The 22556-nt window shown below is 53.1% G+C and carries 19 protein-coding genes; 8 read left to right on the top strand and 11 right to left on the bottom strand.

The genetic code is table 11. From position 1 onward, the window contains the following. Window position 1: 1 nt before the first annotated feature. The 8 genes from RBH33_RS09445 to RBH33_RS09480 all read right to left on the bottom strand — a co-directional run bounded on the left by RBH33_RS09445 (window position 2) and on the right by RBH33_RS09480 (window position 8132). The gene (locus RBH33_RS09445) at window positions 2-319 is read right to left on the bottom strand and encodes a T6SS immunity protein Tdi1 domain-containing protein (RefSeq protein WP_306731928.1); all 318 of its coding nucleotides are present in this window, start codon (window positions 317-319) and stop codon (window positions 2-4) included. Between the two features lie 937 nt (window positions 320-1256). Next, on the bottom strand, window positions 1257-1592 hold the full coding sequence (locus RBH33_RS09450; RefSeq protein ID WP_306731929.1) for a hypothetical protein: 336 nt from the start codon (window positions 1590-1592) through the stop codon (window positions 1257-1259). A gap of 286 nt (window positions 1593-1878) precedes the next feature. Then, on the bottom strand, window positions 1879-2268 hold the full coding sequence (locus RBH33_RS09455; protein WP_306731930.1) for a hypothetical protein: 390 nt from the start codon (window positions 2266-2268) through the stop codon (window positions 1879-1881). 9 nt (window positions 2269-2277) lie between these two features. Next, on the bottom strand, window positions 2278-2691 hold the full coding sequence (locus tag RBH33_RS09460) for a hypothetical protein (protein WP_306731931.1): 414 nt from the start codon (window positions 2689-2691) through the stop codon (window positions 2278-2280). A gap of 470 nt (window positions 2692-3161) precedes the next feature. Continuing rightward, window positions 3162-4208, bottom strand: a complete 1047-nt coding sequence (locus RBH33_RS09465; protein ID WP_306731932.1) for an LPO_1073/Vpar_1526 family protein — start codon at window positions 4206-4208, stop codon at window positions 3162-3164. A 651-nt stretch (window positions 4209-4859) separates the two neighbouring features. Continuing rightward, the gene (locus RBH33_RS09470) at window positions 4860-6146 is read right to left on the bottom strand and encodes a DUF6602 domain-containing protein (RefSeq protein WP_306731933.1); all 1287 of its coding nucleotides are present in this window, start codon (window positions 6144-6146) and stop codon (window positions 4860-4862) included. A gap of 201 nt (window positions 6147-6347) precedes the next feature. Then, on the bottom strand, window positions 6348-7184 hold the full coding sequence (locus RBH33_RS09475; protein ID WP_306731934.1) for a CPBP family intramembrane glutamic endopeptidase: 837 nt from the start codon (window positions 7182-7184) through the stop codon (window positions 6348-6350). A 30-nt stretch (window positions 7185-7214) separates the two neighbouring features. Continuing rightward, a complete protein-coding gene (locus tag RBH33_RS09480) occupies window positions 7215-8132 on the bottom strand; it encodes a VOC family protein (protein WP_306731935.1) in 918 nt (305 codons plus the stop codon). Between the two features lie 161 nt (window positions 8133-8293). Here RBH33_RS09480 and dkgB point away from each other — a divergent pair, with 161 nt between their 5' ends. Next, the gene (gene dkgB / locus RBH33_RS09485; RefSeq protein WP_306731936.1) at window positions 8294-9100 is read left to right on the top strand and encodes a 2,5-didehydrogluconate reductase DkgB; all 807 of its coding nucleotides are present in this window, start codon (window positions 8294-8296) and stop codon (window positions 9098-9100) included. Window positions 9101-9222: 122 nt separating this feature from the next. On the opposite strand, the gene RBH33_RS09490 is transcribed toward dkgB, so the two are convergent. Next, complete coding sequence (locus RBH33_RS09490; RefSeq protein ID WP_306731937.1) at window positions 9223-10155, bottom strand: alpha/beta hydrolase; 933 nt, start codon at window positions 10153-10155, stop codon at window positions 9223-9225. 144 nt (window positions 10156-10299) lie between these two features. After that, entirely contained in the window at window positions 10300-11961 is a 1662-nt protein-coding gene (locus tag RBH33_RS09495) for a tannase/feruloyl esterase family alpha/beta hydrolase (RefSeq protein WP_306731938.1), read from the bottom strand. 212 nt (window positions 11962-12173) lie between these two features. Here RBH33_RS09495 and RBH33_RS09500 point away from each other — a divergent pair, with 212 nt between their 5' ends. The 7 genes from RBH33_RS09500 (at window position 12174) to RBH33_RS09530 (ending at window position 19984) form a co-directional block, all read left to right on the top strand. Then, window positions 12174-13073, top strand: a complete 900-nt coding sequence (locus RBH33_RS09500) for a poly(ethylene terephthalate) hydrolase family protein (RefSeq protein ID WP_306731939.1) — start codon at window positions 12174-12176, stop codon at window positions 13071-13073. Window positions 13074-13238: 165 nt separating this feature from the next. Beyond that, window positions 13239-14186 (top strand): hydroxymethylbilane synthase, encoded by a 948-nt coding sequence (gene hemC, locus RBH33_RS09505; RefSeq protein ID WP_306731940.1) that lies wholly within the window; start codon window positions 13239-13241, stop codon window positions 14184-14186. Continuing rightward, window positions 14183-14992, top strand: a complete 810-nt coding sequence (locus tag RBH33_RS09510) for a uroporphyrinogen-III synthase (RefSeq protein ID WP_306731941.1) — start codon at window positions 14183-14185, stop codon at window positions 14990-14992. The genes hemC and RBH33_RS09510 overlap by 4 nt, the downstream gene beginning before the upstream one ends. A gap of 16 nt (window positions 14993-15008) precedes the next feature. Continuing rightward, the gene (locus RBH33_RS09515; protein ID WP_306731942.1) at window positions 15009-16241 is read left to right on the top strand and encodes a uroporphyrinogen-III C-methyltransferase; all 1233 of its coding nucleotides are present in this window, start codon (window positions 15009-15011) and stop codon (window positions 16239-16241) included. After that, the gene (locus RBH33_RS09520; RefSeq protein ID WP_306731943.1) at window positions 16238-17494 is read left to right on the top strand and encodes a heme biosynthesis HemY N-terminal domain-containing protein; all 1257 of its coding nucleotides are present in this window, start codon (window positions 16238-16240) and stop codon (window positions 17492-17494) included. Before RBH33_RS09515 ends, RBH33_RS09520 begins: the two co-directional genes overlap by 4 nt. 19 nt (window positions 17495-17513) lie before the next feature. After that, window positions 17514-17687 (top strand): hypothetical protein, encoded by a 174-nt coding sequence (locus RBH33_RS09525; protein WP_306731944.1) that lies wholly within the window; start codon window positions 17514-17516, stop codon window positions 17685-17687. A gap of 176 nt (window positions 17688-17863) precedes the next feature. Then, the gene (locus RBH33_RS09530; RefSeq protein WP_306731945.1) at window positions 17864-19984 is read left to right on the top strand and encodes a di-heme-cytochrome C peroxidase; all 2121 of its coding nucleotides are present in this window, start codon (window positions 17864-17866) and stop codon (window positions 19982-19984) included. A 133-nt stretch (window positions 19985-20117) separates the two neighbouring features. Here the strand turns inward: RBH33_RS09530 and RBH33_RS09535 are convergent, their stop codons facing one another. Next, window positions 20118-22091: a CASTOR/POLLUX-related putative ion channel gene (locus tag RBH33_RS09535; RefSeq protein ID WP_306731946.1), complete on the bottom strand. Its 1974-nt coding sequence runs from the start codon at window positions 22089-22091 to the stop codon at window positions 20118-20120. Between the last annotated feature and the right edge of the window lie 465 nt (window positions 22092-22556).

Raw genomic sequence — 22556 nt, forward strand, 5'->3', positions numbered from 1 at the left:
CCTATAGTTGAATTTGAGAGCCTTCTGGTAAATTTTCAATTTGCTTGCCGATATCACCAGAAAATCTGATGATTTCCTGTAACGATGCCACCTTGAAATTTGAGCCGCCATACTGACCGCCCAGTACACCGGGGATTGCCATATGGTATTTATATCCTGGTTCCAGTTTTCCCAGGGCTTTCTCAGCTTCTGAGGCCATAGCCGACATAAACCAGTCTTCGATCAATTCTTCCTTTCTAATGAGGGCGTTATATTCTTCGATTGATTCGGCGAAGACTTCGGTAAACGTTTTCAGGGCATAGCCGACAGAACTTGTCATTAGAATCTTTCACAATCAGATTTTCAAATTCATTCTCTATAACGACTTCTTGAGGTTCAATCCCGATCCAGCCCCAAGCGTCTTTGATTTCATTAAGTATGCTCATTTCATATTTTTCGCATAACGCCCAGCAAACGCCAATCCAGTTTTCGCCGTGGTGCTGATTGTTATGTGTTTTCACCAGCAGCAGACCTATGTTTAAAGTAATAGTGAATTGATCCAAGGCCGCTTGATAAAAGCATATAGCTTATCCAAAGCTTCCTCCGAAATTCAATTGTTCGGTAGATCCTTATTACGAACACAATATTTAATACGATAATTACAGCAACAATGGCGTTGAGCATGCTTTTAGTTACTGGAGAATAAGCGCCAGTGAAACCGGAATAAAAGTAAGACTGGTAGGCGATTGTGTACAGCACTAAAAGCGCAATCAATGACCATATAATCACTCGATTCATTACTTCCTCTATCCTCACATAACGCTTAGCTAAGATGTGCCGCTTTGAGCGATTTGTTAAGAGACCGTGCCAACAGCACTATTCCTAAAGGGATTAACCAGCCGCCCGCGTGGCCCGAGTATGAGGAAAGCTTGTACACAAAAGGCAGGCACTCTCGGTAGTGGGAAGCGGCCATTTGACATGACTGAAACTCTGTCCCGAAAGACCAATTTGCAGTTACCAGGATTGATTGTAGCACTAGACCAAAGGCGGCCAGCAGTACTATGCCGGAAAGCTTGTGAGCGGCGAGAAATACATATACGGCTGCTAAAAGCCCCATCGCACTTCCTATGTAGATGTGAAGCAACTCCATAATTACATTCTCTTAACACCAAGTTAACCGGCAGAGCGGAGCCGGCCTGCCGGCGAAGCGGTTTTCAGCGGGGCGTAGAATTTGCGAAGCAAATGCTCCGCTGCAAACTGTTCGGTTGAACGTATGGTTATGTGTTTTCACCTAACCACCTAATGCCACCTTGCGCCTTTGATTCAGCTTCTTTAACTGCATCAGAAATTTTAGTGTGGCCTATAGAATCAACCCAGTGAACTTTATCTAGTTCTCCAGCGTAGCGAAAGCGTACATAATAAATTAAACCATTTTCATCGAATGGCCCGGGCTGCTCTCCATCTTCAAGCCCATCTTCCTCAGCTACCATTTCGTACCACCTGTCATAATCTAGCGCCACGATGTCAACTGGCTTTTCAACAGTACGGTCGTATAGCCATATACCTGATTTAACGATGCTTATTGAAATCTCACGACACATATCGTCCGGCACACGCGGCGCTTTGGAGCAGCACAGCTGCGTAAATGTGCTCGCCGTGCTGCCGATTGTTATGCCCTATTTAGTTATTAGCCGGTATTCTCTCTCCGCAGTGATGGATTCCGGCCACTCGATAAACATGTTAATTCTTATAACCGTACGCCCCTTCAAATAGAGCAGATACTTGAATGTATCATCGAATGAATCGACCTTGGTAACCATCTCGTAGCTTGGCCCAGCGCATCGTGCTAGAGAATAGCTTTCCGGCTCCACTACATTTACCGTTATCACATCTCCCTTCTTAATGCTGCCTTCGGATGCCATAATTCATAGGGGATATTTTGCCTTCCCACCATTCCTCGAAAAGTGATGGATAGAGATCGACCTCCAGAAGGGTATTAACGCAATTAAACTCCTTCATTTTACGATGAAATGGAGTGCTAAATTGAATGCCAACCTCTTTTGCATATGACAAACATACCGCATCTAATAATTTTTCTGAAAACTTACATATAAGGTCGTATACGTCTACGATTTGATCATAACAACCTGATTTATTCTTAAATTTCACATGAAAGAACCACTTTCGCGATACGCCTAAGCATTCGCCTGGTTCTCCATGCTCTAAATCCATAAATACCATGCTATGAAAAACTAGAAGGTCATGAAATATTTCATCTGTGTTTTGCATTGCCAAGTCCTATGAGTAACTCCCTGGTGCTTTTGAATCACCCATCCCTATTTTGGGGAGGTAGTCCTGGGACGACTTTATTCTAAAGAGACCAGTAATTATTGACTCCGCCGGAAAAATAAGGGCTTGGTGCGCACTGACATCTCTAAGTTTTTTTAAGATTTCATAGTCTTCTCGGTTTTCTTGGCGATACAGGTTGACGCAGGAATTCAACCATGGTGGCGAGTTTTTAATTGCAGTCTCTATAAAAAATAGCAGTGATCTTAGGGAATTATTTAAATTTAAAATAAACAGCTTGGGGTTATGATAGGAAATATCCAGTGAGTCTCTGTTCTCATGAACAATTTCAATATTCTGCACCAACTCAGGATGAGATTTAGACATCCCTTCAAAGAATAGCGAAGACTTCTCTAGATTAAACACCTGCACTCCTTGAGAAATTTAACGCCGCGCACACCGGCGCGAGCTTGCGAGCGTCCGACAGCCGAAGGCTGTGTAATGCTGCGCTTTGTTAAAAATTAGTTCCATGATGGAGGCCAACCACTCAATATTGACACGCCAATACCCCCGACAAACACAACAATAGTAACCCAGTACCCAACAACCATCGGATACCTAAATCTCTCACAGAACTTAATGCCTCGGCTATCTCCGCTATCTGCGTAATCTCTAAACTGTAAGTACTTAACCGTGGGCCATGCGCTCATAAAGCTTTGGTCACTCCATATGGTTGGCCTTCCTGCATGATTCCACTGAGCTCCGTGACGCTTTTTCAAGGTTATGAGAAATGTCCATTGCACGACGCTCGTTGTAAGCATGACGGCCAGGATGGTCACAACTGCTATGGCTGTTGGATGATAATTCATAGGATCGACTGTATTTTTAACAGTATATTAAATCCAAATGGACAAATCCGCATCAAATCCGGCCTTTTTTCGAGAGTGCGCATGGGCGATTGCAATGCCTACACTGGTGAGATCAAGGCTGTTAAATGATGTTTTGCCTGCATCCTCAAGCAATTTCTCGAACTTTGGACAGATTGATTTTAGATAGTCTGTGGCCTCTTGCTTATTCATCATCTGACCGTTATTTATCTGGATCAATTTTTCAGCGCTTGCATCTGAAACACCCTTTTGCTTGCACATGTTTCGGATTGTTTCATCATCCATGCCTCCTGCCTGAACAAGATTTACGTTGTGCTGAGATGGGATAATGACATTCCAAATAGCGGCGTTTTCTTCTGCCAACTCGTTAAGCTGCTCTTTCTCAAACCCTTTACAAAATATTGCCTTATAAGTCTGCATGAGTATGTTTACAATATCCCTAGATCCTGTCCGTATAGCCGCGCATCCAACATACTCTATATGCTTATAGTTTGAATCCTTTTCTCCTACAGCATCCGCAAATACCAGCACTGCGTTATTTAGGTAATCCGCAAACATCTTTAGGTTGGCGATATTGTTTCTTTTTGTGTAACCGAGATTAAAGCAGCAAGCCAGTATATCAAGCTGCTTGCTGTTCAATTTTGGCGCTATTGACAAAGACTCATTTAAAACCACTTGCAGAAGACTTCTCTCGTCCTCTTTCGAGCGGTCAACTAAAATATCAACCAAAATATCGCCAAGTTCTTTGTCTCCAGAACGAGCATATTCCTTTTGTGCTTGAAACAAAGAATGTTGAAAATCAGGATCTTCCGACGCCTTCAAACCATCCGGGTTCTTTTCTGACAGCTCCTCAAGAAACTGCTCCGTTATCTCTTTTGCTCGTTGACCGGCTGTTTCTTTAGCTACCCCTGCCAGTTTGTAGAAATTTCCCTCGAAAACCTCTAGCGCGATCTCTTTAACATGAGCAATCGACAAGCCAGCGTTTACGGTTATATTTTCCGCTTGTAGATTTACAGAGTTATCGCCTGACTCTTGGGATTTCTTACTTATCTTCACTGCCCTTGCCCTTGTCCGACATATTGATATCTCTGCCAACTTGGATATTCGTTGAATTATCGCCACTTTTTTGTGCCATCTTTGTGTTGGATGATTTTCGCCAGAAAATCCACGATACGACTGCAACCCCCAACCCACTGAAGATCCATTCTTTATTGTTGATTATGTAATCGAACACTTCATTCCTCACTATAGGATTTAACGTCGCGCACACGGGCGCGAGTTTACGAGCGTCCCACCGCCGCCTGCGGCGGTGTAGTGCTGCGCTTTGTTAACCGAAAAGAATGCCATATAGTACACCCACGGTAAGAATAACAAGACCAGCATGAAAAAATAGTATGAAAGGCCATGCCAAAGGCCGCCCCCCTTCTACCATCAATGTACCAGCCAGCCTTCTCACGGGCCCATAGTAAATGATTATTGCAAGCGCCAAAATTGACCAGGCATGGATAAATGCATGCACCGCCAAGAAGAATGCACTCGAATGTACCCAAAGACCGAAGAATGAACCTACCAGAGCAATTACGAAAGTCCAACGAAAGGGATAAAGCTGGTAGGCCTTCCGGGTGTAGTACTCTCTTATCATGTTTATGTCGATCCGATACGCCTGGTTAACGCCGCAATCACGCGCTTGTCGCGTGCATTGCTTTGTTACATCTTTTTATCGAAGTTGCTGTTCAACCAAGGGGCCAATCTTCCGGAGTTATTCTCCGCAATCAAAAACCGTCCGTCAGGCGAAATCAATGCAACTAGGTTTTCAGTCGTCAACTTCAATTCCAAGCCATCAAGCGCAGCATGGCCAGACGAAGTAATTGATTTTACAAAATCTTCAGCCGACCCAGACTCCTTCTCGGCGAACTCGATAAAATCAGGATCACTGGTGTCTATATTCTCATTCGCGAGTCTGTTAAAAATTACGTACTGACTGCTGGTTACTTCCAGAGGCTCCCAACTCTTTGAGTCGCACCTAGACTCCAATGTTTTCGATGATAACTCATCATAAACAAGGTGCCATCCAGCTTGGTCTTTGCCAAAAAAAGGCTTTGCACGCAAAAACTCGTTTAAAACCTCCACCTCCAAGTCATCACCCCAAGGCATACTAACGTCAAACTCAAGCTCAATTTTTGACCATATAAGTTCAAGAATAAATATAATTGGATTGGCCCTGCTTGAGCACATAAAATCCCAGTATCCGTCGCGCATTGTCGATAGGTAAGGACGCCCGTTAGCCTTAACTAGGGAATTGTGACCGCTGATTATAAGCTGAGGAAAAGCAGGAACACCAAAACCGGGGCCTACTCCTTGCTCTTCCAAGAATTTAACTAAACCTTGACGTAAGCTATGCTCCGTTGAGAACCCATGATATCCGAGAACTATTCGGAGTGGAGTTAGCTGCTCCATAAATACTGTGGTATAAATTAATTCGTTTTCCTTGGTAAGCTCATGCCGCTGGTGATAGGACGGCGCGTGAATACCAGTTAACTGCGAAAATATCTTGTATGAGGAGCTAAGATCAATTTTTCGATTATCACTATGATCTCCATCGAAGAGATACTTTGAATAGCTTTCCGAAACCTGCCTGAGCTTTAAAAACGAATCTATAAGGTCTTTAGAATAAAGAGTTTTCTTTATTTCTAATACGGCAATAACATCACGCACGTGCCATTTATACGTATTTTCTGTGTAAGGTATGGCTTCACCTTCCCCCTGCACTAACATGCAGTCCATCTGTCCCGATAGGTGTTGGCCACCATCGGTTATAAAGCCACTAACGACCCTCAAGTTTAACTGGTCAGGAATAGCTCGATTCAGAAGTTCGGCAGACAGCCCTTCGTACATGTCGCCGATAGTAGGGCCATGCTTAATCTGATAGCTGTCAAGCTTTTCGGTTTCCTCTCGAATGAATGCCTGAAGCATTTCAGAAACTGTCTTAATCATTCAGGCTCCTATGATGTAACAATATTATTAGAAGGAAATTTTCCGTATTTAAACCCGGAAAAATTCCGTCTTTCATTCCTGGCGCCCATAGTAACATGCATGCAAACCCATGGCCGCCGGCGCTTATAACCAATTGCTATGGAAAAGTTGCGTTAAAATACGGAAATCATCCGTTGTGGGGTGAACAACGGAATTGCTAGTTCAGGTTCGTTTTTGGAAGCTTGGGCGCTGCGTTGTTTTGGTTTGCAGCTGCAGTCTTCCCCGGGTCCATCCTATGACGGCGAGGCAGGCGATGAGGTATACGACTGAGCGGGTCAGGTCAGTCAGCGCGTCTTGCGGGATAAGGCTGCCTGCGATGTTGGTGCCGGCGTGAAGGAGGATGGCGGCCAGGATGCTCCCGTTAGCGCCGTTGCATACCCATACGTAGAGAATGCTGAGTAGCATGAGCGCTGCGTTGAAGTGCCAGAAGCGGGGTGTCAGTAGGCCCAGGTCGTGTTGGTAGCTTCCCTCCATGAAGAATAAGGGTACATGCCATAACACCCAGAGTAGCCCGATGAACATGGCGGCTATCAGCGGATGTGCACGGGCTTGGGTTATGTCCTGAGCAACGCCGCGCCAGCCCGGTTCTTCGACGGCGCCGGCGGCGACGGCAAAGCCGATGACAAAGGCTAATGAACTGAGTGATAGGGCGATCTCACCCGTTGGCGGGCGGCCAATGGCAACCGCTGCCAGGTAGGCGATAAGGGCAGGGGCGATGCTGATGGCTGCGATCATTAGCCACCAAAACGGAGCTATTCGTTTCGGACTCCAAAGCCGGTTTAGAAAGTCCCGCCGGTAAGCGCCGCTCATGCCACGCAGAACGTAGACTGCACCCAGCGCTGGTCCTAAGCCGCCCAAGGCAAACAGTATCGGCTGAAGAAAATCGGCGGGAGTTCGTTCCGCCCATACAGCAGCCCACCATGCAGTCCATGTCCAGCCGAAGGTGGCCAGAATGTAGCGAAGCAGGGCGGGCGGGGCGTCGGTTTGGTTAGGTGGCATGATGTTGAGTCACCGGTTCGATGGCTGTGTTTATCGCCCAGCTCCATCGTAGGCCCTTTGTAGCTCAGCGATATCGAATTTCTTCATGCTGAGAAAGGACTGGGTAACGCGGCTCAGCGCGTCGGGGTTGTCGTCCCGCATCATGGTGTCCATGACCGCAGGTACAACTTGCCACGATAGGCCATACCGGTCTTTGAGCCAGCCGCATTGTTCGGCTGCGGGCACCGCCGATAGCTTATCCCAGTAGTAATCAATGGTTTCCTGATCTTCACACTTAATGATGAACGAAATGGCTTCGTTAAACGCGAAGTCGTGCTGCAGCGCACTGTCCATGGCGGTGAACCACTGGTTCTCCAGCATGAAGTCCGTGAACATTACCGCGCCTTCTTTGTCCGGCTCCATGCCGGCGGGGTAGCGTACAAGTTCGCCGCGCTTCGAATTGTTGAATACGGACAGGTAGAAGTCCGAAGCCTCCTCCGCTTTTCCGTAGATGTCACCCACGAACAGGAGCGAGGGAATAATGGTAGGCCGTTCCTCGCCCTCCGGGTCGGTGAGGATAAGCTGCCAGGACACGCCAAACTTGTCTTGAATCCACCCGTAGCGTTCGCTGAAGGGGTATTTATCAATAGGCATAAATACCTTGCCCCCATCGGAAAGCGCCTTCCACACTTCGTCGATTTTCTCGCGCGCGTCCTCGTCCCGGGACGGATCGAAATTGACCATGAACGATACCGATGGATTGAGCGTAAACTCGGGCCCGGCACTGATGGCCATGAATTCGTGTCCCCACACGGTGAAGGAGACGACGTCACAGTCACCCGATGGGGTGCCGGGTACCGTAACGGTGCTGGTGACGCTTGAGGCGGGAAAGACAGTGCAATAGAATTCTGCCGCTTGCTTCGCCTCTTTGTCGAACCATAGGTGTGGAACGATGCGTTGCTTGCTCATCATGCCCCTCCTTGTAGATGTCTGGGTTTGATTTCCGATAATGCCGTAGATGGTCCGCCAGCGCAAAAGGCCAATTCGGCGCTGTTTGCACCTATCGCTGCCCCCGCTTGGCGTGTTTGTTACACTTGCCCAATTCGGAAACCGTTGTTTGGAGATGTTCTATGCGCAATGCAATTCCAGCCCTAGGCCTGGGTACTTATCGTTTGACCGGCAAACAAGCGGTGGATTCGGTAACCGCCGCTCTGGAGATTGGCTACCGTCACATCGATACGGCACAGCTCTACGACAACGAGGCGGATGTGGGCCAAGCTATTGCACAGAGTGGTGTGCCGCGGGATCAGGTGTTCGTGACCACCAAAATCTGGTTTGACCAATTGAGCCGGGATCGGCTGATTCCCAGCCTGGAAGCGAGCCTTGAGCGGCTGAAGATGGACCAGGTAGACCTGGCTTTGGTGCACTGGCCCTCGCCCAATGACGAAGTGCCCATGCAGGAGTATATGGAGGGCATGCTGGAAGCGCAGCGCCAAGGCCTGACGCGCCTGATTGGCGTGTCCAACTTCACCACGGCCCAGCTCAAGCAAGTTGATCAGATCATCGGCTTGCCCAACATTGCCACCAACCAGGTGGAAATCCAGCCCTTTTTGCAAAACAAAAAACTGGCAGCCTTCGCGCGCAAGGCCTCGGTTCACCTAACCGCCTATATGCCTTTGGCGTGCGGCAAAGTGGCCCATGAACCGGACATTCAACAGATTGCACAAAAGCATGGCACTACACCCGCACAAGTGACCATTGCCTGGTTGCTGCAACAGGGCTTTGCGGTGATTCCCTCGTCCACCAAACGGGATCACTTGGAGAGCAATTGGGCGGCTCAAAGTCTGAAGTTGGATGACAGTGATCTTACTGTTATGAATGGGCTTGATCGGGGCGAGCGGATTGCCAATCCGGATTTTGCGCCTGTGTGGGATTGAGCCGGCTCCCACAATGCGGGAGCCTATGCTTTAGGAGGTGGATTCCCGTCCCCGATCGGAGTCGAGGATGACGTTCTTTGGCGGGAATGACCGGTTAGGCAATTCAACCGTACTTGGACGCGTTACGGATTAACAAACCCGTTGACATCCAACCAATGCATAAACGCATCGAACCACTTGTTGCTGGTACGATCGGGGTTGCCCAGGCCGAAGCCGTGGCCGCCGTTCTGGTAGAGGTGGAATTCAAACGGAATGTCTGCTTCATACCATGACTTCAGCAAGCCGAAGTCACCCGTAAACAGAAAATCGTCAACAGCGATAACGGCAAACATTGGGGGCGCGTTCTTGGGCACGTCTACTCGGTTCATACCGCCATAGATCGGAGCAATGAAGGCCAAGTCCACTTTCTCCGATTGCAGGGTGGTGGCCATTGTCAGCCCGGCACCTGCGGAAAATCCAACCATGCCAATGTTATCGACATCAACATTCCACTCATCCGCCCGACTCTTAATCAACGCGTACGCCGCTTCCACATCCTCCAGCTGATTACTTAAATCCCAACGTGGTCGCGGTTGAGGATCTTCGCTTTCTCTCGCCATGTTTTCTGCATCGGCAAAGCGTTGATTCAGTTGATCTTCAAAATCCTCAAGCTTGGCGGCCGTCGGCTGAAGCCGGTACTTCAATACAAACGCATTGATACCCTGAGCTGCCAGCGCCTCTGCGACCTGCCAACCTTCATTATCCATGGAAAGCCACATGAAACCGCCACCGGGGGCGACAATAACCGTGGTGCCGTTTGCCTTTTCTGGATCGGCGAGAAACGGCGTCAGCGTGGCCTTCGTAATGTTCCGAGCCATTGGATCGCCCCACTGGCGAAACCACGATTCTTCTTCCTTCTGACCTTCTACGCCACCCGTGTTTAATGGTATCGCTCGTGGCTCTTCAGGAGCATCCATCGGATACATTTTTCCGTCTTGAGCGAAGGTGAACGCGCTGACCAACCAGAGCACGCCGAATCCCATAAACCTGGAAATAACTTTCATTTTTCGTTGCATCTCTCTTCCTCTCTATAGTTGTGTTTTAGTTTTTCTTATATTCAAAGAAAGCGCCGATCCTTCAACAAACCCATTAAGCTCAACGTGGCCGCTCGGGGTCGAATTACTCTGGCGTTACTTTTGAATTCTTTGCCCAATAAATGTTTACCGACACTGGAATTTTCCCGCACTCGTATCTTCTGCTTGATAATGCAAGAGCGTCGGATAGGCGCACAACAGGCGCTCTCTTCCCGGCCAGGGGGTGGAGTCCCCTGCGGTAGCGATCAGGGTGTCGGGTGCCTGGGCGTCTTCAACCCAATCAAGCAGCGCCGTAAAAGCATCAAACTGATCGGTTGCCGGGCCGCCTTGGCAATGCCCCATGCCGGGCACGGGGAAAAGCCGCACAATGTCGTTAGCCGCACCTTCATAGCGTTCGTTGACGCTTTCCCACCAATTGATGGAATCGTTGATAGAAAACACCGGATCGGAAACGCCATGAACCAGAATCAATTTGGAGCCTCGCGCTTTAAACGCATCCAAATCAGTGGACGTTGCCTGCATCAGCTGCCAAGCGGATTCGGGAAAGTCCGCGTGGGTAGAAAAGATCGCTGCAACATCGCGGTCAAAATCGTAAGCCAACTGCTGAGCGAAGAGGTTCTCTGGCGAGGTGTCGAGCGCGCGTGGCGGGGTGGAGAAAACAGTGGCTAGTGCAGGCATGCCCAGTACCACATTCAGTGGCGGTATCTCCCCATTACCCAGTTTCCAAAGGCGCCAACCGAAGTCTGTTATGCCAGTATCCAATGGAAACGACGTATAGAGCGCTTCACCTTGCGTGTTCCGAACACCCGAAAACGAGGTAAGCAGCGCAACTATTTGATCAGCGCTCAGGCAATCGTTCTGATCAATATTGTGGCATTGGCGAGCCTTAAGCGCTGGATAAACTTTGTCGGCGGTGCAGGCGGGAAAGTTTTGGATCATGCCATCGTTAAGACCATCGAGTTCATCGCAGGCCTCGATGATGGCATCGCTGGCCGTACGCAGATGCGCATCCGTAAAGGTATTTGCCAAGTCACCAATGCCCGCACTCTGATCCATCAAGGCGGCAAACACTTGAGTGTCCCAAGCCTGGGCGACGGCCGCTTTTGGCAAAGATATACCGGGAGCGATGGCGACTATGCCATCAAACAATTCTGGGTAACGTTGGGCGGCGATCATGCCTTCTTGGCCACCCTTGGAACAACCAAAAAAGTACGACTGTTCATGACGCTGACCATACAGTGCATTGATCAGAATACTCGCTGCCTGATGAGTACTCTCAATCGATGCGTGGGCGTAGTTTTTGCGCGCTTTGAAGTCGAAACCAAACGCCGCGTCTCCGCCGCGCTGGGGATCGCTATTGATAGTCGTATCATGACCCGAGTCGTGACTCACTACCGCGTAGCCTCGCTGTATTGCCGGATCTCCATGCCCCGTCGGCCCAGTAGCATCGCCGACGTTGCCGTTCAGTCCGCCTCCACCCTGAAAAAACAAACCACCGTTCCAATCGAGAGGGAGGCGCATATGAAATTTTACGGCGTAGGGTTGATCGTCTGCACCCTTGCGTTCACCGTAAAAGCCATAGACATCGCAATGAGCAGGTAACGACTGCTGTTCAGTCTCGTCCTGAGTAGGTTCGGAAAAATTGGCCTTGGTAACACGTAAAGGCTGCTGATCAAGGGAGGTTTGAACATTTGTGAGGAGGGAACAGGCGCGATGGAAATCGGTTACATTTTTTTCTGGCGAGGCCAATGCCGCAGTGGTCGTTGCGGCGGCAGCGATCAGACTCATCGCCTTGAGCGCCCATTCATACCAAAAACGGGCTCTGCTTGTACAAACCCTGTAACAAGCCATGAGAGTTTCTCAACTCTGAATTATAAGTTGTGTAAAAGTAACCAACACGGATAGTAACTTACTATATGATCTCGAAGTAGTGACGCCGTTGGTCTGGGGAGTTAACTTTTGACCAGTAGTGTAAATAAATGCTAACGAGGACGAATGGAATGAAGAAACAGCATGCGCTCATTGTTCTACTGACGATGTTTTGGATCCACCCATCCTGGTCAGAAATCGTCAACAGCCGGGTTATCGAGAACGGAGGTACCGGGCCCCACAGCGCAATCATGCTGACGGATGCTTCACTCCCTACGCACACACTCTTTCAGCCAGAAGATCTTTCCGAGTTCGGTCAAGACCAAAAACTACCCATCATTGTTTGGGGAAACGGCGCTTGCTTTGACTCGCCCTGGGAACACGTCAATTTTTTAAACCAAATTGCCTCTCATGGTTTTTTGGTGATTGCGATTGGCACCTTTCCTGAAGAACACGGAGAGCCGGTAACGGCGCGCTCAACCTCCTCAAAATTGGTCGACGCCATGGATTGGGCAATTGCTCAGAATGAAAACGCGGAAAGCAACTACTATCAGAAAATTAACACTGACCGGATCGCCGTCAGCGGTATGTCCTGTGGTGGCTTACAAGCGCTCGAAGTGGCAGGCGATCCACGGGTATCGGCGTTGTTGGTTGCCAATAGCGGTATTTTTAATAGCCCGCGTGAAGGCCTGCCGGGAATACCTCAGGTGGATAAATCTCAACTGGACAAGATTCATTCGCCCACGCTGTATTTACTCGGTGGCCCGTCAGACATCGCCTACGACAACGGCATGGACGATTTCGAGCGCATTAACCATGTGCCGGTTTTTGTGGGCAACATGGACGTCGGACATGGCGGCACCTATGGAGAGCCCTATGGTGGCGAATTTGGTCGAGTCGCTACGGCCTGGTTCCAATGGCAACTGAAGGATGATCAGGAATCGAGCCACTTGTTTGTAGGTGATCCGCCAGGGCTGTCCCAATCGTCTACCTGGACGTTCGAAAGCAAGCCTGTACCCACTCCCGAATAGTACCGGGGAAAAGCTGGTTGGCCGCCTTTCTCGGCTTCATCACTGACGAATTGGCTTTTCAAACCCTTTAGGTCACGCCCCGCTACCTGGGGCGCGGCCATGCGTTAGAGCGGGCTTCTCTGGTATCATCAGGCCTTTTCCCGCTTTTAACTTCTGGCCGTTTCTATGACCCAAACCCTGCGCATTGCCACCCGCAAAAGTCTGCTCGCCTTGTGGCAGGCGGAATATGTGAAATCCGAGCTGCTGAAGCATCACCCTCACTTATCGGTAGAGCTCGTGCCGCTGACCAGCCGCGGCGACCGGATTCTGGACATACCGCTGGCGAAGGTGGGCGGCAAGGGTCTGTTTGTGAAGGAGCTGGAGCACGCGTTGGTGAACGACGAAGCGGATATTGCCGTGCACTCCATGAAAGATGTGCCCATGTATTTCCCCGAGGGCCTCGGGCTACCGGTAATCTGCCCGCGCGCCGACGCTCGCGACGCTTTTGTATCCAACAAGTTTGGTGCTTTGGCCGAGCTCCCCCCGGGCAGCGTGGTGGGCACGTCCAGCATGCGCCGCCAGTGCCAGATCCTGGCGGCCCGGCCGGACCTAAAGGTGAATTTTCTGCGCGGCAACGTACAAACCCGCTTGCGTAAACTGGACGAAGGCGAGTTTGACGCGATTGTGTTGGCCGCCGCCGGTCTGGAGCGGCTCGAACTGCACAGCCGCATCGCCTCCTATATAGCCCCCGAAGACAGCCTGCCAGCGGGCGGGCAGGGAGCCGTGGGCATTGAATGTCGCACCAGTGATCAGGAGACGTTGGACTTACTGGCACCCCTGCACGACCAAACAACAGCGGAAGTTCTGACCGCCGAGCGGGCTTTGGTCCGGCGTTTGGGCGGCAGCTGCGAGGTGCCCATCGGCGCCTACGCCGTGCACAACGAGAAGGGCCTTTGGCTGCGCGGCCTGGTGGGCGCACCGGACGGCTCGGAAATGTTTTTTGACGACATTAGCGGGCCCGTAGCCGAAGCGGACGCCTTGGGTACCGAATTGGCAGAACGGCTGCTGGCAGCGGGCGCTGACCGGGTATTGGCCCAAGTGGCGGAAGCGTCACAGGAAAATAACGGGGAATGAGTGCACTGACCGGAATGCGGATTCTGGTAACGCGCCCTGCACATCAGGCGAGTGCCTGGTGTGAAACCCTGGCCCGGGAGGGCGCCGAGGCCGTGGCCGTGCCCCTATTAGAACTGGTGCCCGTCAGCACACCCGAACAGCTTCAGGCGCTCAAGGATCGAGTGCTGGATTTCGATCTCTATCAAAAGGTGATCTTCGTCAGCCAAAATGCGGTGGCGCACGCCATGGAATGGCTGGACAATTATTGGCCGCAACTCCCCGTGGGTATTGAATACTTTGCCGTGGGCGCCAGTACGGCCGGCGCGCTCAGCCAGCAGGGCCTGCGGGCACAGGCGCCCGGCGGCGCCATGAACAGCGAAGCGCTGTTACAGGATCCGGCTCTGCAACCAGCGCAAGTGGCCGAAAAGCGTATACTGATCTTTCGGGGCGTGGGCGGCCGTCCCTATATGGCGCAAGTACTGGCCGAGCGGGGCGCACGGGTAGATTTCGCCGAACTCTACGAGCGCCGCTTGCCCGACGACGCGGCGGATCAGTTGATCGCCACCTTTACCGACCCCAAAGTGTGGCAGCAGAAGCAGGTTGTGGCTTTACACAGTGGCGAGAGTCTGCACAATTACCGAAGGCTGCTCGATCAACTCGCCCTAGATCCGCAGCGGAAGGGATTAACCCAGGCGCTAGTTCAGCTGCCCGTGCTGGTACCGGGAGAGCGGGTTGCGCAGCTGGCCCGGGAGCTGGGCTTTGAGCAAGTGCTGACCGCCGAAAACGCCACCGACGCCAGTATGCTGGCGACTCTGAAACAACATTGAGCAGGACATCAATCACGTGACTCAAGACACCCCGAGCGAAAGCAGCGAGACACAGGACACGCCAAAAACCACTACTCAGGCTGAACCGCCGCGCAGTAAACCCCGTGCAAAAAAGAAATCCCCCGGTGGTCGCGGCGGAATGTGGCTTTGGTTGTTGTTGCTTTTAATGGCCGCAATCGCCGCCGGCGGTTGGTATCTCTGGCAGGAAATGGAAGAGGGCCAACACCAGCAACTGAATGAACTGGAAACCGCTGTGGAGGAGCTGCGCGAGCAATTGCGAGCCGAGCGCCAGACCCGAGAGCGTGAATCCGAGCAACGGCAACAAGAGTTCCAGACCCTGGAAACCCAGTTGGAAACGCAAATGGCGCGTCAACTGGAGCAACAGGCGCAACAGCGGGACCAAGCCCTCTCCGCCCTGGATGAGCGCTTGGAAAACACCCAGCGTCGGCTCAGAGCCATGTCCACCACTAACCGGGAAGACTGGAAACTTGCCGAGGCCCAATACTTATTGCGCCTGGCCAATCAGCGCTTGCTGATGGAGCGCGACGCCACCAACGCTCTGGCCATGGCCGAGCAGGTGGAGCAAATATTTCAAACCCTCAACGACGGCCGACTGCACGGGGTTCGACGCGCGCTGGCGCGGGATGTGCGCGCCCTGCGAATGGCTGATCAAGTGGACCGGGAAGGCATATATCTGCAAATGCTTTCCTTAACCGAACAGCTCCAAGAATTACCTCTGGCCGACCCCCTGGAACGACTAGAGGGAGAAGACGTACAAGGCCTGGACGCGGAACCGCCCGGCCCAGACGCCACCCGCTGGCAGCGAATCCGTTACAACGTCACCCAGAGCTTCCGTAACTTGCGCGCCGCGCTCAGCGATCACTTGCGCATTCGACGCCACGACGAGCCCATCGCCGCCCAGATAACCACCACCGAGCACTTCTATCTGCGCCAGAACCTCCAACTCATGATGGAGCAAGCGCAACTGGCGCTACTGCGCGAACAGCCCGACATCTATCGAGCCAATCTCGAACGGGCCGCCGATTGGCTCGAGCAGTATTATGGCCTCAACTCCCAAACCGGCGACGTCCAGGATGAGCTGCGCGAGTTGGCGGCTCTGTCCATTCGCCCGGAACTGCCCGACTTGAGCGACACCTTGTCGCGGCTCCAATCGCATATGGAAAATCTGCAAAGACCTGAGCAAGAGCCCGACGAGGACGACCAGGAGCGTGAGGAGAACGAGCTATGAAGCGTACTCTGCTGCTCGTGCTCGCCGCCATGCTACTGGGTGGCCTAACCCTAGCCGCCGTGCGCGCCGATTCTGGTTACATTTTGATTGCGCTGGGCAACACCAGCGTGGAGATGAGTTTTTGGTTCGGCGTACTGCTTTTAGTGATCGCGCTGGCGCTTTTACTCTTGGTGGTTCGCCTGGTGCGCGGCACCATGAATATTTCCCGGCGTCTGTCCCAGGGCATGATGAGTAGCGCCCGAGCCCAGCGGCGCACCACCAGCGGCCTGATCGATTTCATCGAAGGCAACTGGAAACAAGCCCAGCGTAAACTGCTGCGCGCCGCCAAGCGGACAGAAACACCGCTGATCAATTACCTGGCCGCCGCCCGCTGCGCCTACGAAGCGGGAGACCGCAAAACCGCCCTGGAACTGCTGCACAAGGCGGAGCAAAGCAGCCCGAACAGCGATCTTGCCGTAGCGTTGACTCAGGCACGCATGCAACTGGTCAGCAAACGCTACGAGCAATGCCTGGCCACCCTGGAGCGCGTCCGGCGCAAAGCCCCCCAACACCCGGTGATCTTGGATTTATTACGTCAAGTGTACGTGGCATTGGAAGACTGGGATTCACTGCAGGAAATACTGCCCAGCCTCCGCGCCTATGGCAGTGAAAGCCCGGTCGAACTGGACCGGCTCACGTTCCAATTGCATTTGGCGCTGCTGCGCCGCAGTGGCCACAAGGCACGCCAGAAGACGTCCGATGAGGCACTGAAACTGTTGCACAAGACTTGGGACCACGTACCCAATAACCTCAAGCGGGAACCTGAGATCGTGCTCTGCTACGCGCAGCAATTAATCGACAACCAATTGCACGAAGAGGCGGAAGCTCTGGTGCGCAAAACCTTGGAAAAACACTGGGACCGGGACTTGGTGCGCCTATACGGGCTGATCGCTGGCCCAGATTCCCGCAAGCAATTGGTCGCCGCCGAGTCCTGGTTGAAAAAGCGCCCCGGGGACGCTCTGTTACTACTCAGCCTGGGCCGACTTAGCCTGCGCAATGAGTTGTGGGGCAGAGCCAAAGACTATTTTCAGACCAGCCTCGGCCTGCAGCCACTACCGGAAACCTGTGCCGAGCTGGCCCGCCTGTTAGCGCACCTGGGGGAACACCAAAAAAGTACTGAGTTCTACCAAAAGGGTTTGTTGATGACCACTCACAACTTACCCGCCCTACCGCAACCAAAGGGCAAGCCGACGGCCAGCGCCTCGGCTTCGTGAACCGAATCGCGGAGGACGAATGCTATTTCTGACCGCTGTCGCCACGCTACTGATCGTCTACGTTATCTACGCCGTCGCTAAAGGCGAGATCTACGGCCCAGGGCGGGTCGTCCGCGAAGATTCACCCCGCGTGTTTTGGAAGATTGTTATTCTCTACAGTCTGTCAGGGCTAATACTTCTGACTCTGGCTTAGCCCCGTGCCCCTTCTGTGATGCGTCCTCTCTGCAACGCCACATAACCCGCCAAATCTCACCTGCTCCTGATCGTGCCTTGCGCCCATTGAAGTGCTATTATCTGCCAGGTCGCATCGACGCCCTTGCGGTTGTGCGCAGAACTAGGGACGAACAATAACAAATCAGGAGCTCATCCATGTTGATCAATCCCTCCCTGTTTTCCATGCAATATCACAAGCCCAAACTGAAATGGCTGCTCTGGCTTTTGTTCCTGGCGGTCGTCGCCATGGCGCTGACCTTCGCCGGCGGAAAGATTTACCAAAACTGGGACAACGACCCGGACCGCGGCGCCATCGCTATCACCGACGGTGCTTTTGGCGAAAGCTACTCAACACCTGTGTACCTGGACCAAGGTTGGAGCCGCTCCGACAGCCTTTGGTTTTACAACACCACGCAGGGCTCAGGGCTCATGCCTTACGACTTGTTCGTGGTCTTGGAGCAGGCGAACTCCGAGGAGCGGTTTCGCTCCGACGCCAACATCGATTACTACCGCTACCTGCCGCAGAAACCCACCTTTTTTAACCCAGACGGCTTACCCGTCGGCTTCGTAAAAGAAACTTACCGAGGCAAGGACTACATCGGTTTTACTTGCGCCGCCTGCCACACCGCACAGGTCAATTACCAAGGCCAAGCCATTCGCATTGACGGCGGGCCGGCCATGGCGGACATGGTGGGGTTTCTTACCGGCTTGGAAAAAGCCCTGATCACCACGCGCGAGGAAGAAGAAAAGCGCGAGCGCTTCGTCGATGAGGTGCTGGCGCTGCGCAACGACTACCGACAGCGTGAGCAAGTGCTCGAAAGCCTGGACAAGTGGTCCGAAAACGTTCAGCTGTACAACACCATCAACCACAGCCGCGTCGACTATGGTTATGGTCGGCTTGATGCCTTCGGCCGAATTTACAACCGTGTGTTGCAGCACGTACTCAACCAAGAACAGCTGGGCAAACTGCTGCGCCGCGTTGAGTCACCCACGGGCCGTTATTTGCTGACGCCCGAGCAAGTCGACTTGGTGCTCGACGGTGTGAACGCTACCGTCATCCGCGACGACGAATTCCAACTGATTACCCGCCGCTTGCAGTCCCAGGAAGAAGGTTACCCAGGCCTTAACCAGAGGGATATGCTGCGAATCCGCAACGCCATTTTTAACGAGCCCAACGCGCCCGTCAGTTACCCCTTCCTGTGGGATATCACCCACAGTGACTATGTACAGTGGAACGGTATCGCCAACAATGCCGGCATGGGGCCACTGGGCCGGAATGCCGGTGAAGTGATCGGTGTGTTCGCGTTGCTGGATTGGGAAGCGCGCAGCCCCCGTTTCAGTTTATCCGCGCACCTGACCGGGCAAAGCAATAAGCGCAAGCGTATTTCGTTTACGTCCTCAATTGACTTAGTCAATCTGCAGCGCCTTGAAGCCCACTTGGGCCGACTGCAATCGCCCCAGTGGCCCGAGGAGATTCTCGGCGAGATTGACCGGGAAAAAGCCCAGCGGGGCGAGCGTATTTACGGCCAATACTGTCAATCCTGCCATCAACTGATTGAGCGCGATGCCTGGGATCGCATCATCGTGGGTAAAATGCTCGACATCGACAAAGCGGGTACCGATCCCGCCATGGCGGAAAACAGCGTTCAATACCGCGGTTGGTCCGGTAACTTTGCCGGCACTTATCAGAGTACCGGGGTCGGCCCGTTGGTTCTGGAGGAAGAGGCACCGGTGGTGCAGATTCTTACCGCCGCTACCACTGGCGTGGTGGCCACACCCGACCCGGACAAAGGTTTTATTCGCCGTCGCCTGGATTGGTTGTATACCCTGGGTCTGTCATTCTTTGAAAATGAAATCAAATACAGCGTTCGCAGTGGCGACTACCGACCCGACACCACCGCCGAGCCCTACAACTCCCTGTTGAGCTACAAGGCGCGGCCCCTCAACGGTATATGGGCCACGGCGCCCTATTTGCACAATGGCTCTGTTCCCACACTGTATGATTTACTGCTGCCCGTAAAACGCCCTGGAGATCCAGAGGATGGCGAGTACCGCCCCGATGACTTTATGGTAGGCAGCCGGGAGTTTGATCCGGTTAAAGTCGGCTTTCGCAGCGATGGCTATGACGGTTTCCGCTTCCGCACACTGCGCCGTGGTGATTGGAACACCGGCCATGAGTACGCCGCCGGGCGTACACCACAGCTGAACGGCGAAACTCTGCCCGCGTTGAGCGCAAAAGAGCGCTGGGAGCTAGTGGAGTTTTTGAAAACGCTTTAACCACCCGCTAAAAACTCACTTCTGCGCGTTCGGGGGGCCGGCCTCCCGAACGCCTTTCTGGTCACTATCCACAGCATTCAGGTTCTGGACGCCAGTGCCGCAGCGCCGGTGAGAAATTGTCGACGGTTTGTGCTCATTGTGGGGCTGCTTTATTGATGCCACTGTGGGTGAGAATGACCAACTCATCCTCTTGGGTAATGTCCAGAGCAGCATCTCTTTGCGGGTTGAGTTGTAGGCGGTGGCCGTTCGCTTGCGGCGTTCGGTAGTAGACGCCCAGCGCGGTTTCGCCCTTTTCGGCGGCCAATGATTCCAGTTTCCAGAAGGGCAGGGACGCTTTGATGCCGTAGTCCTGAGGGTGGCGAAACAGCACTTCCGACCCGCCCTCGGTAAACAGGTCGTCAAACACCAGACGCAGCTCCGGCCGCAATGCAACCTGCGCCAGAAGATGACTCAGAATCAGGGGACTGATCAGGGTTTCACTCTGTTGGTGACTCACAAGAATTTCATTATTGGGGTCGCTCAGCTCCATGATCAGCTGCGGGCGGCGACTGGCTCGCTCCAGGTACTCTTCCAGGATTGTATGCCCGACAATCACTCGAGCGTCGGCTTCCTCGCCCGTATTGGTCCGGTCGCTACTCATCAGCACAATACTGTCATAGCGGCCCGTATCAATATCTCGCATCTCTCCTTCCTGCATAAAATCGCTTTCGATGTGCTGACAGCGGACATGCTCCGTATTCGGCTGGTAGCGCTCGACAATTTTTTCTCGCTCAGAGATGGGCACAACTGAGACAATGTCCAGCTCGAAGCGATACTGACGGTAACTGCCCAACTCGTGAATCAAAGCGGGCACCCGTTTGTTCCAGCCCAGTAGCAGCACCCGCTTGGGAATTTTTCCCCGGCTGGCCAGATGGCTCAGATCCCGGGGTCGACGCTCGGCAACTTCCTGGCGGTGCCCACTGGCATTCAGCGGTTCAGTGTCCTCAAAGCGCCGGGCGATAAGCACCACCTTGTCCTGGGCGCGAACCTCGGTGGAAGAGGCGGCGTTCAGGCGGCAGATTTGTTGCTCGCCTTGCTCTTGCAGGAGCCCACACACCAGTGCGTTAGGGCAGCGCATGGCGATTTCGCCCAGTGTTTCTCCCGCAAAGTGCTCACCGCTGCGCACATAGAATTCGTTGCCATCCTGCTTCATCAGCAGTTCGTTGTAGACGGTGGATAAGCCGGGATGCAGAATGTTCTGTGCCAACAGGCTGGCGATGGTCGCATCGCCCGCCAACACTTCCAGAGGGCCGGTATAGGAGCGCCGAGCAATGGACAACTTGCGAAGATCCTGAATTTCGGCAACCGCAAAGGGCGGTGTGACATTCCCGCGTCGGGCTTGGGCGTCGATCGACATCAGCGCTTTGATGGTCTCCACATCCGGGCTCACCAGGCTATTGAGCTCCTGCGGGCTACTGGGAATAATCACTGCCGCAGCGTTCAAGCATGCGGCCCGGTGCAGCGCTTCGGTCTGCAGCACGCTGCCGGAACGCAGAACCACCTGGCGCGCTTTGGAGCCGATACCGGGGTCGCTGTGCAGCAGTTGCGCCTGTTCGGCCGACATGTTTTCGGCCAGTACTACCAGTTGGACCCGACTGGTTTCCTGCCCCAACAGATACCGACGCATGGGGCCCGAGGCATTCAGCAGCTCGCGAATCAGGGGCAGGGTGCGGCTGTTCCAGCCCAATATGACGACGTGGTTGCGAAACGCAACAGGAGTCAGTCCGCGTTCCAGTTCGGTCATGCGGGCAATCAGGGAGCGGGTCAGAATCGCCACCAGCGTACCCATAAAGACCACGTAGCCGCTCACGGTCAGAATGGTGGAGACCAGGCGCTGCCAGGTACCCTCGTCATCGCCCAGGTAACCGGGGTCAGTGAGTCGCAGAAAGGCCCACCAGACCGCGTCAGCCGCGTCATCGCCCTGGCCGGAGGGGTAGACGAGCAAGCCTCCAACCAGTGAGATGAGGCCAATTATGGCTCCGACGATCAAAAGTTGGAACAGGGCACCTTTGACGAACTGGCGCTCAATAAAGAACTTGAAGCGGTCGATAAAGCGTAACGGCATCATGCAGCGTGGGTCTCGTCTGTCGGGTTACTCAAGTGGTCATACCAACGAATGTGTTCCGGAGTATACCGAATTCGTTGGCCAGACTTTGCCAGATCTGGCGCAGGAACTCATTATCAAACCGGGTGGCCCGGCCGCGTGCCAGGCGCCACTCAAACCAGTCCGCATCCAGAGCTTAAACTGAACGGCCCGGCTGATGGCGACGTCGTCTTCCGCCTTCTCGAACGGAGTGACCAGGCTGAGGTCCTGGGAGAATATTCGACGCTGATAAATGAGTATGTCCACGAGCCGTTTGAGCATGTCAAAACTGTGTCAGTAGCCAAACGCCATATAAAACCGCAAAATTTTCGATCTTCGTGGAACGAGACGCAGTTTGGCGCAGTCAGACGCCAGGAGGCCCGCACCACCTAGGTTTTTGTAAGGCTAGCGGGTATCCTCTCGAACTCACAATCACAACCCGATCCCGAG

The organism is Marinimicrobium hydrolyticum, from assembly GCF_030848505.1.
Lineage (GTDB): Bacteria > Pseudomonadota > Gammaproteobacteria > Pseudomonadales > Cellvibrionaceae > JAVDDU01.

Coding starts and splice junctions, on each gene's coding strand:
- RBH33_RS09445 (WP_306731928.1), bottom strand. CDS start 319: ATGACAAGTTCTGTCGGCTATGCCCTGAAAACGTTTACCGAAGTCTTC.
- RBH33_RS09455 (WP_306731930.1), bottom strand. CDS start 2,268: ATGCAAAACACAGATGAAATATTTCATGACCTTCTAGTTTTTCATAGC.
- RBH33_RS09470 (WP_306731933.1), bottom strand. CDS start 6,146: ATGATTAAGACAGTTTCTGAAATGCTTCAGGCATTCATTCGAGAGGAA.
- RBH33_RS09475 (WP_306731934.1), bottom strand. CDS start 7,184: ATGCCACCTAACCAAACCGACGCCCCGCCCGCCCTGCTTCGCTACATT.
- RBH33_RS09480 (WP_306731935.1), bottom strand. CDS start 8,132: ATGAGCAAGCAACGCATCGTTCCACACCTATGGTTCGACAAAGAGGCG.
- dkgB (WP_306731936.1), top strand. CDS start 8,294: ATGCGCAATGCAATTCCAGCCCTAGGCCTGGGTACTTATCGTTTGACC.
- RBH33_RS09490 (WP_306731937.1), bottom strand. CDS start 10,155: ATGCAACGAAAAATGAAAGTTATTTCCAGGTTTATGGGATTCGGCGTG.
- RBH33_RS09495 (WP_306731938.1), bottom strand. CDS start 11,961: ATGAGTCTGATCGCTGCCGCCGCAACGACCACTGCGGCATTGGCCTCG.
- RBH33_RS09500 (WP_306731939.1), top strand. CDS start 12,174: ATGAAGAAACAGCATGCGCTCATTGTTCTACTGACGATGTTTTGGATC.
- hemC (WP_306731940.1), top strand. CDS start 13,239: ATGACCCAAACCCTGCGCATTGCCACCCGCAAAAGTCTGCTCGCCTTG.
- RBH33_RS09510 (WP_306731941.1), top strand. CDS start 14,183: ATGAGTGCACTGACCGGAATGCGGATTCTGGTAACGCGCCCTGCACAT.
- RBH33_RS09520 (WP_306731943.1), top strand. CDS start 16,238: ATGAAGCGTACTCTGCTGCTCGTGCTCGCCGCCATGCTACTGGGTGGC.
- RBH33_RS09525 (WP_306731944.1), top strand. CDS start 17,514: ATGCTATTTCTGACCGCTGTCGCCACGCTACTGATCGTCTACGTTATC.
- RBH33_RS09530 (WP_306731945.1), top strand. CDS start 17,864: ATGTTGATCAATCCCTCCCTGTTTTCCATGCAATATCACAAGCCCAAA.
- RBH33_RS09535 (WP_306731946.1), bottom strand. CDS start 22,091: ATGATGCCGTTACGCTTTATCGACCGCTTCAAGTTCTTTATTGAGCGC.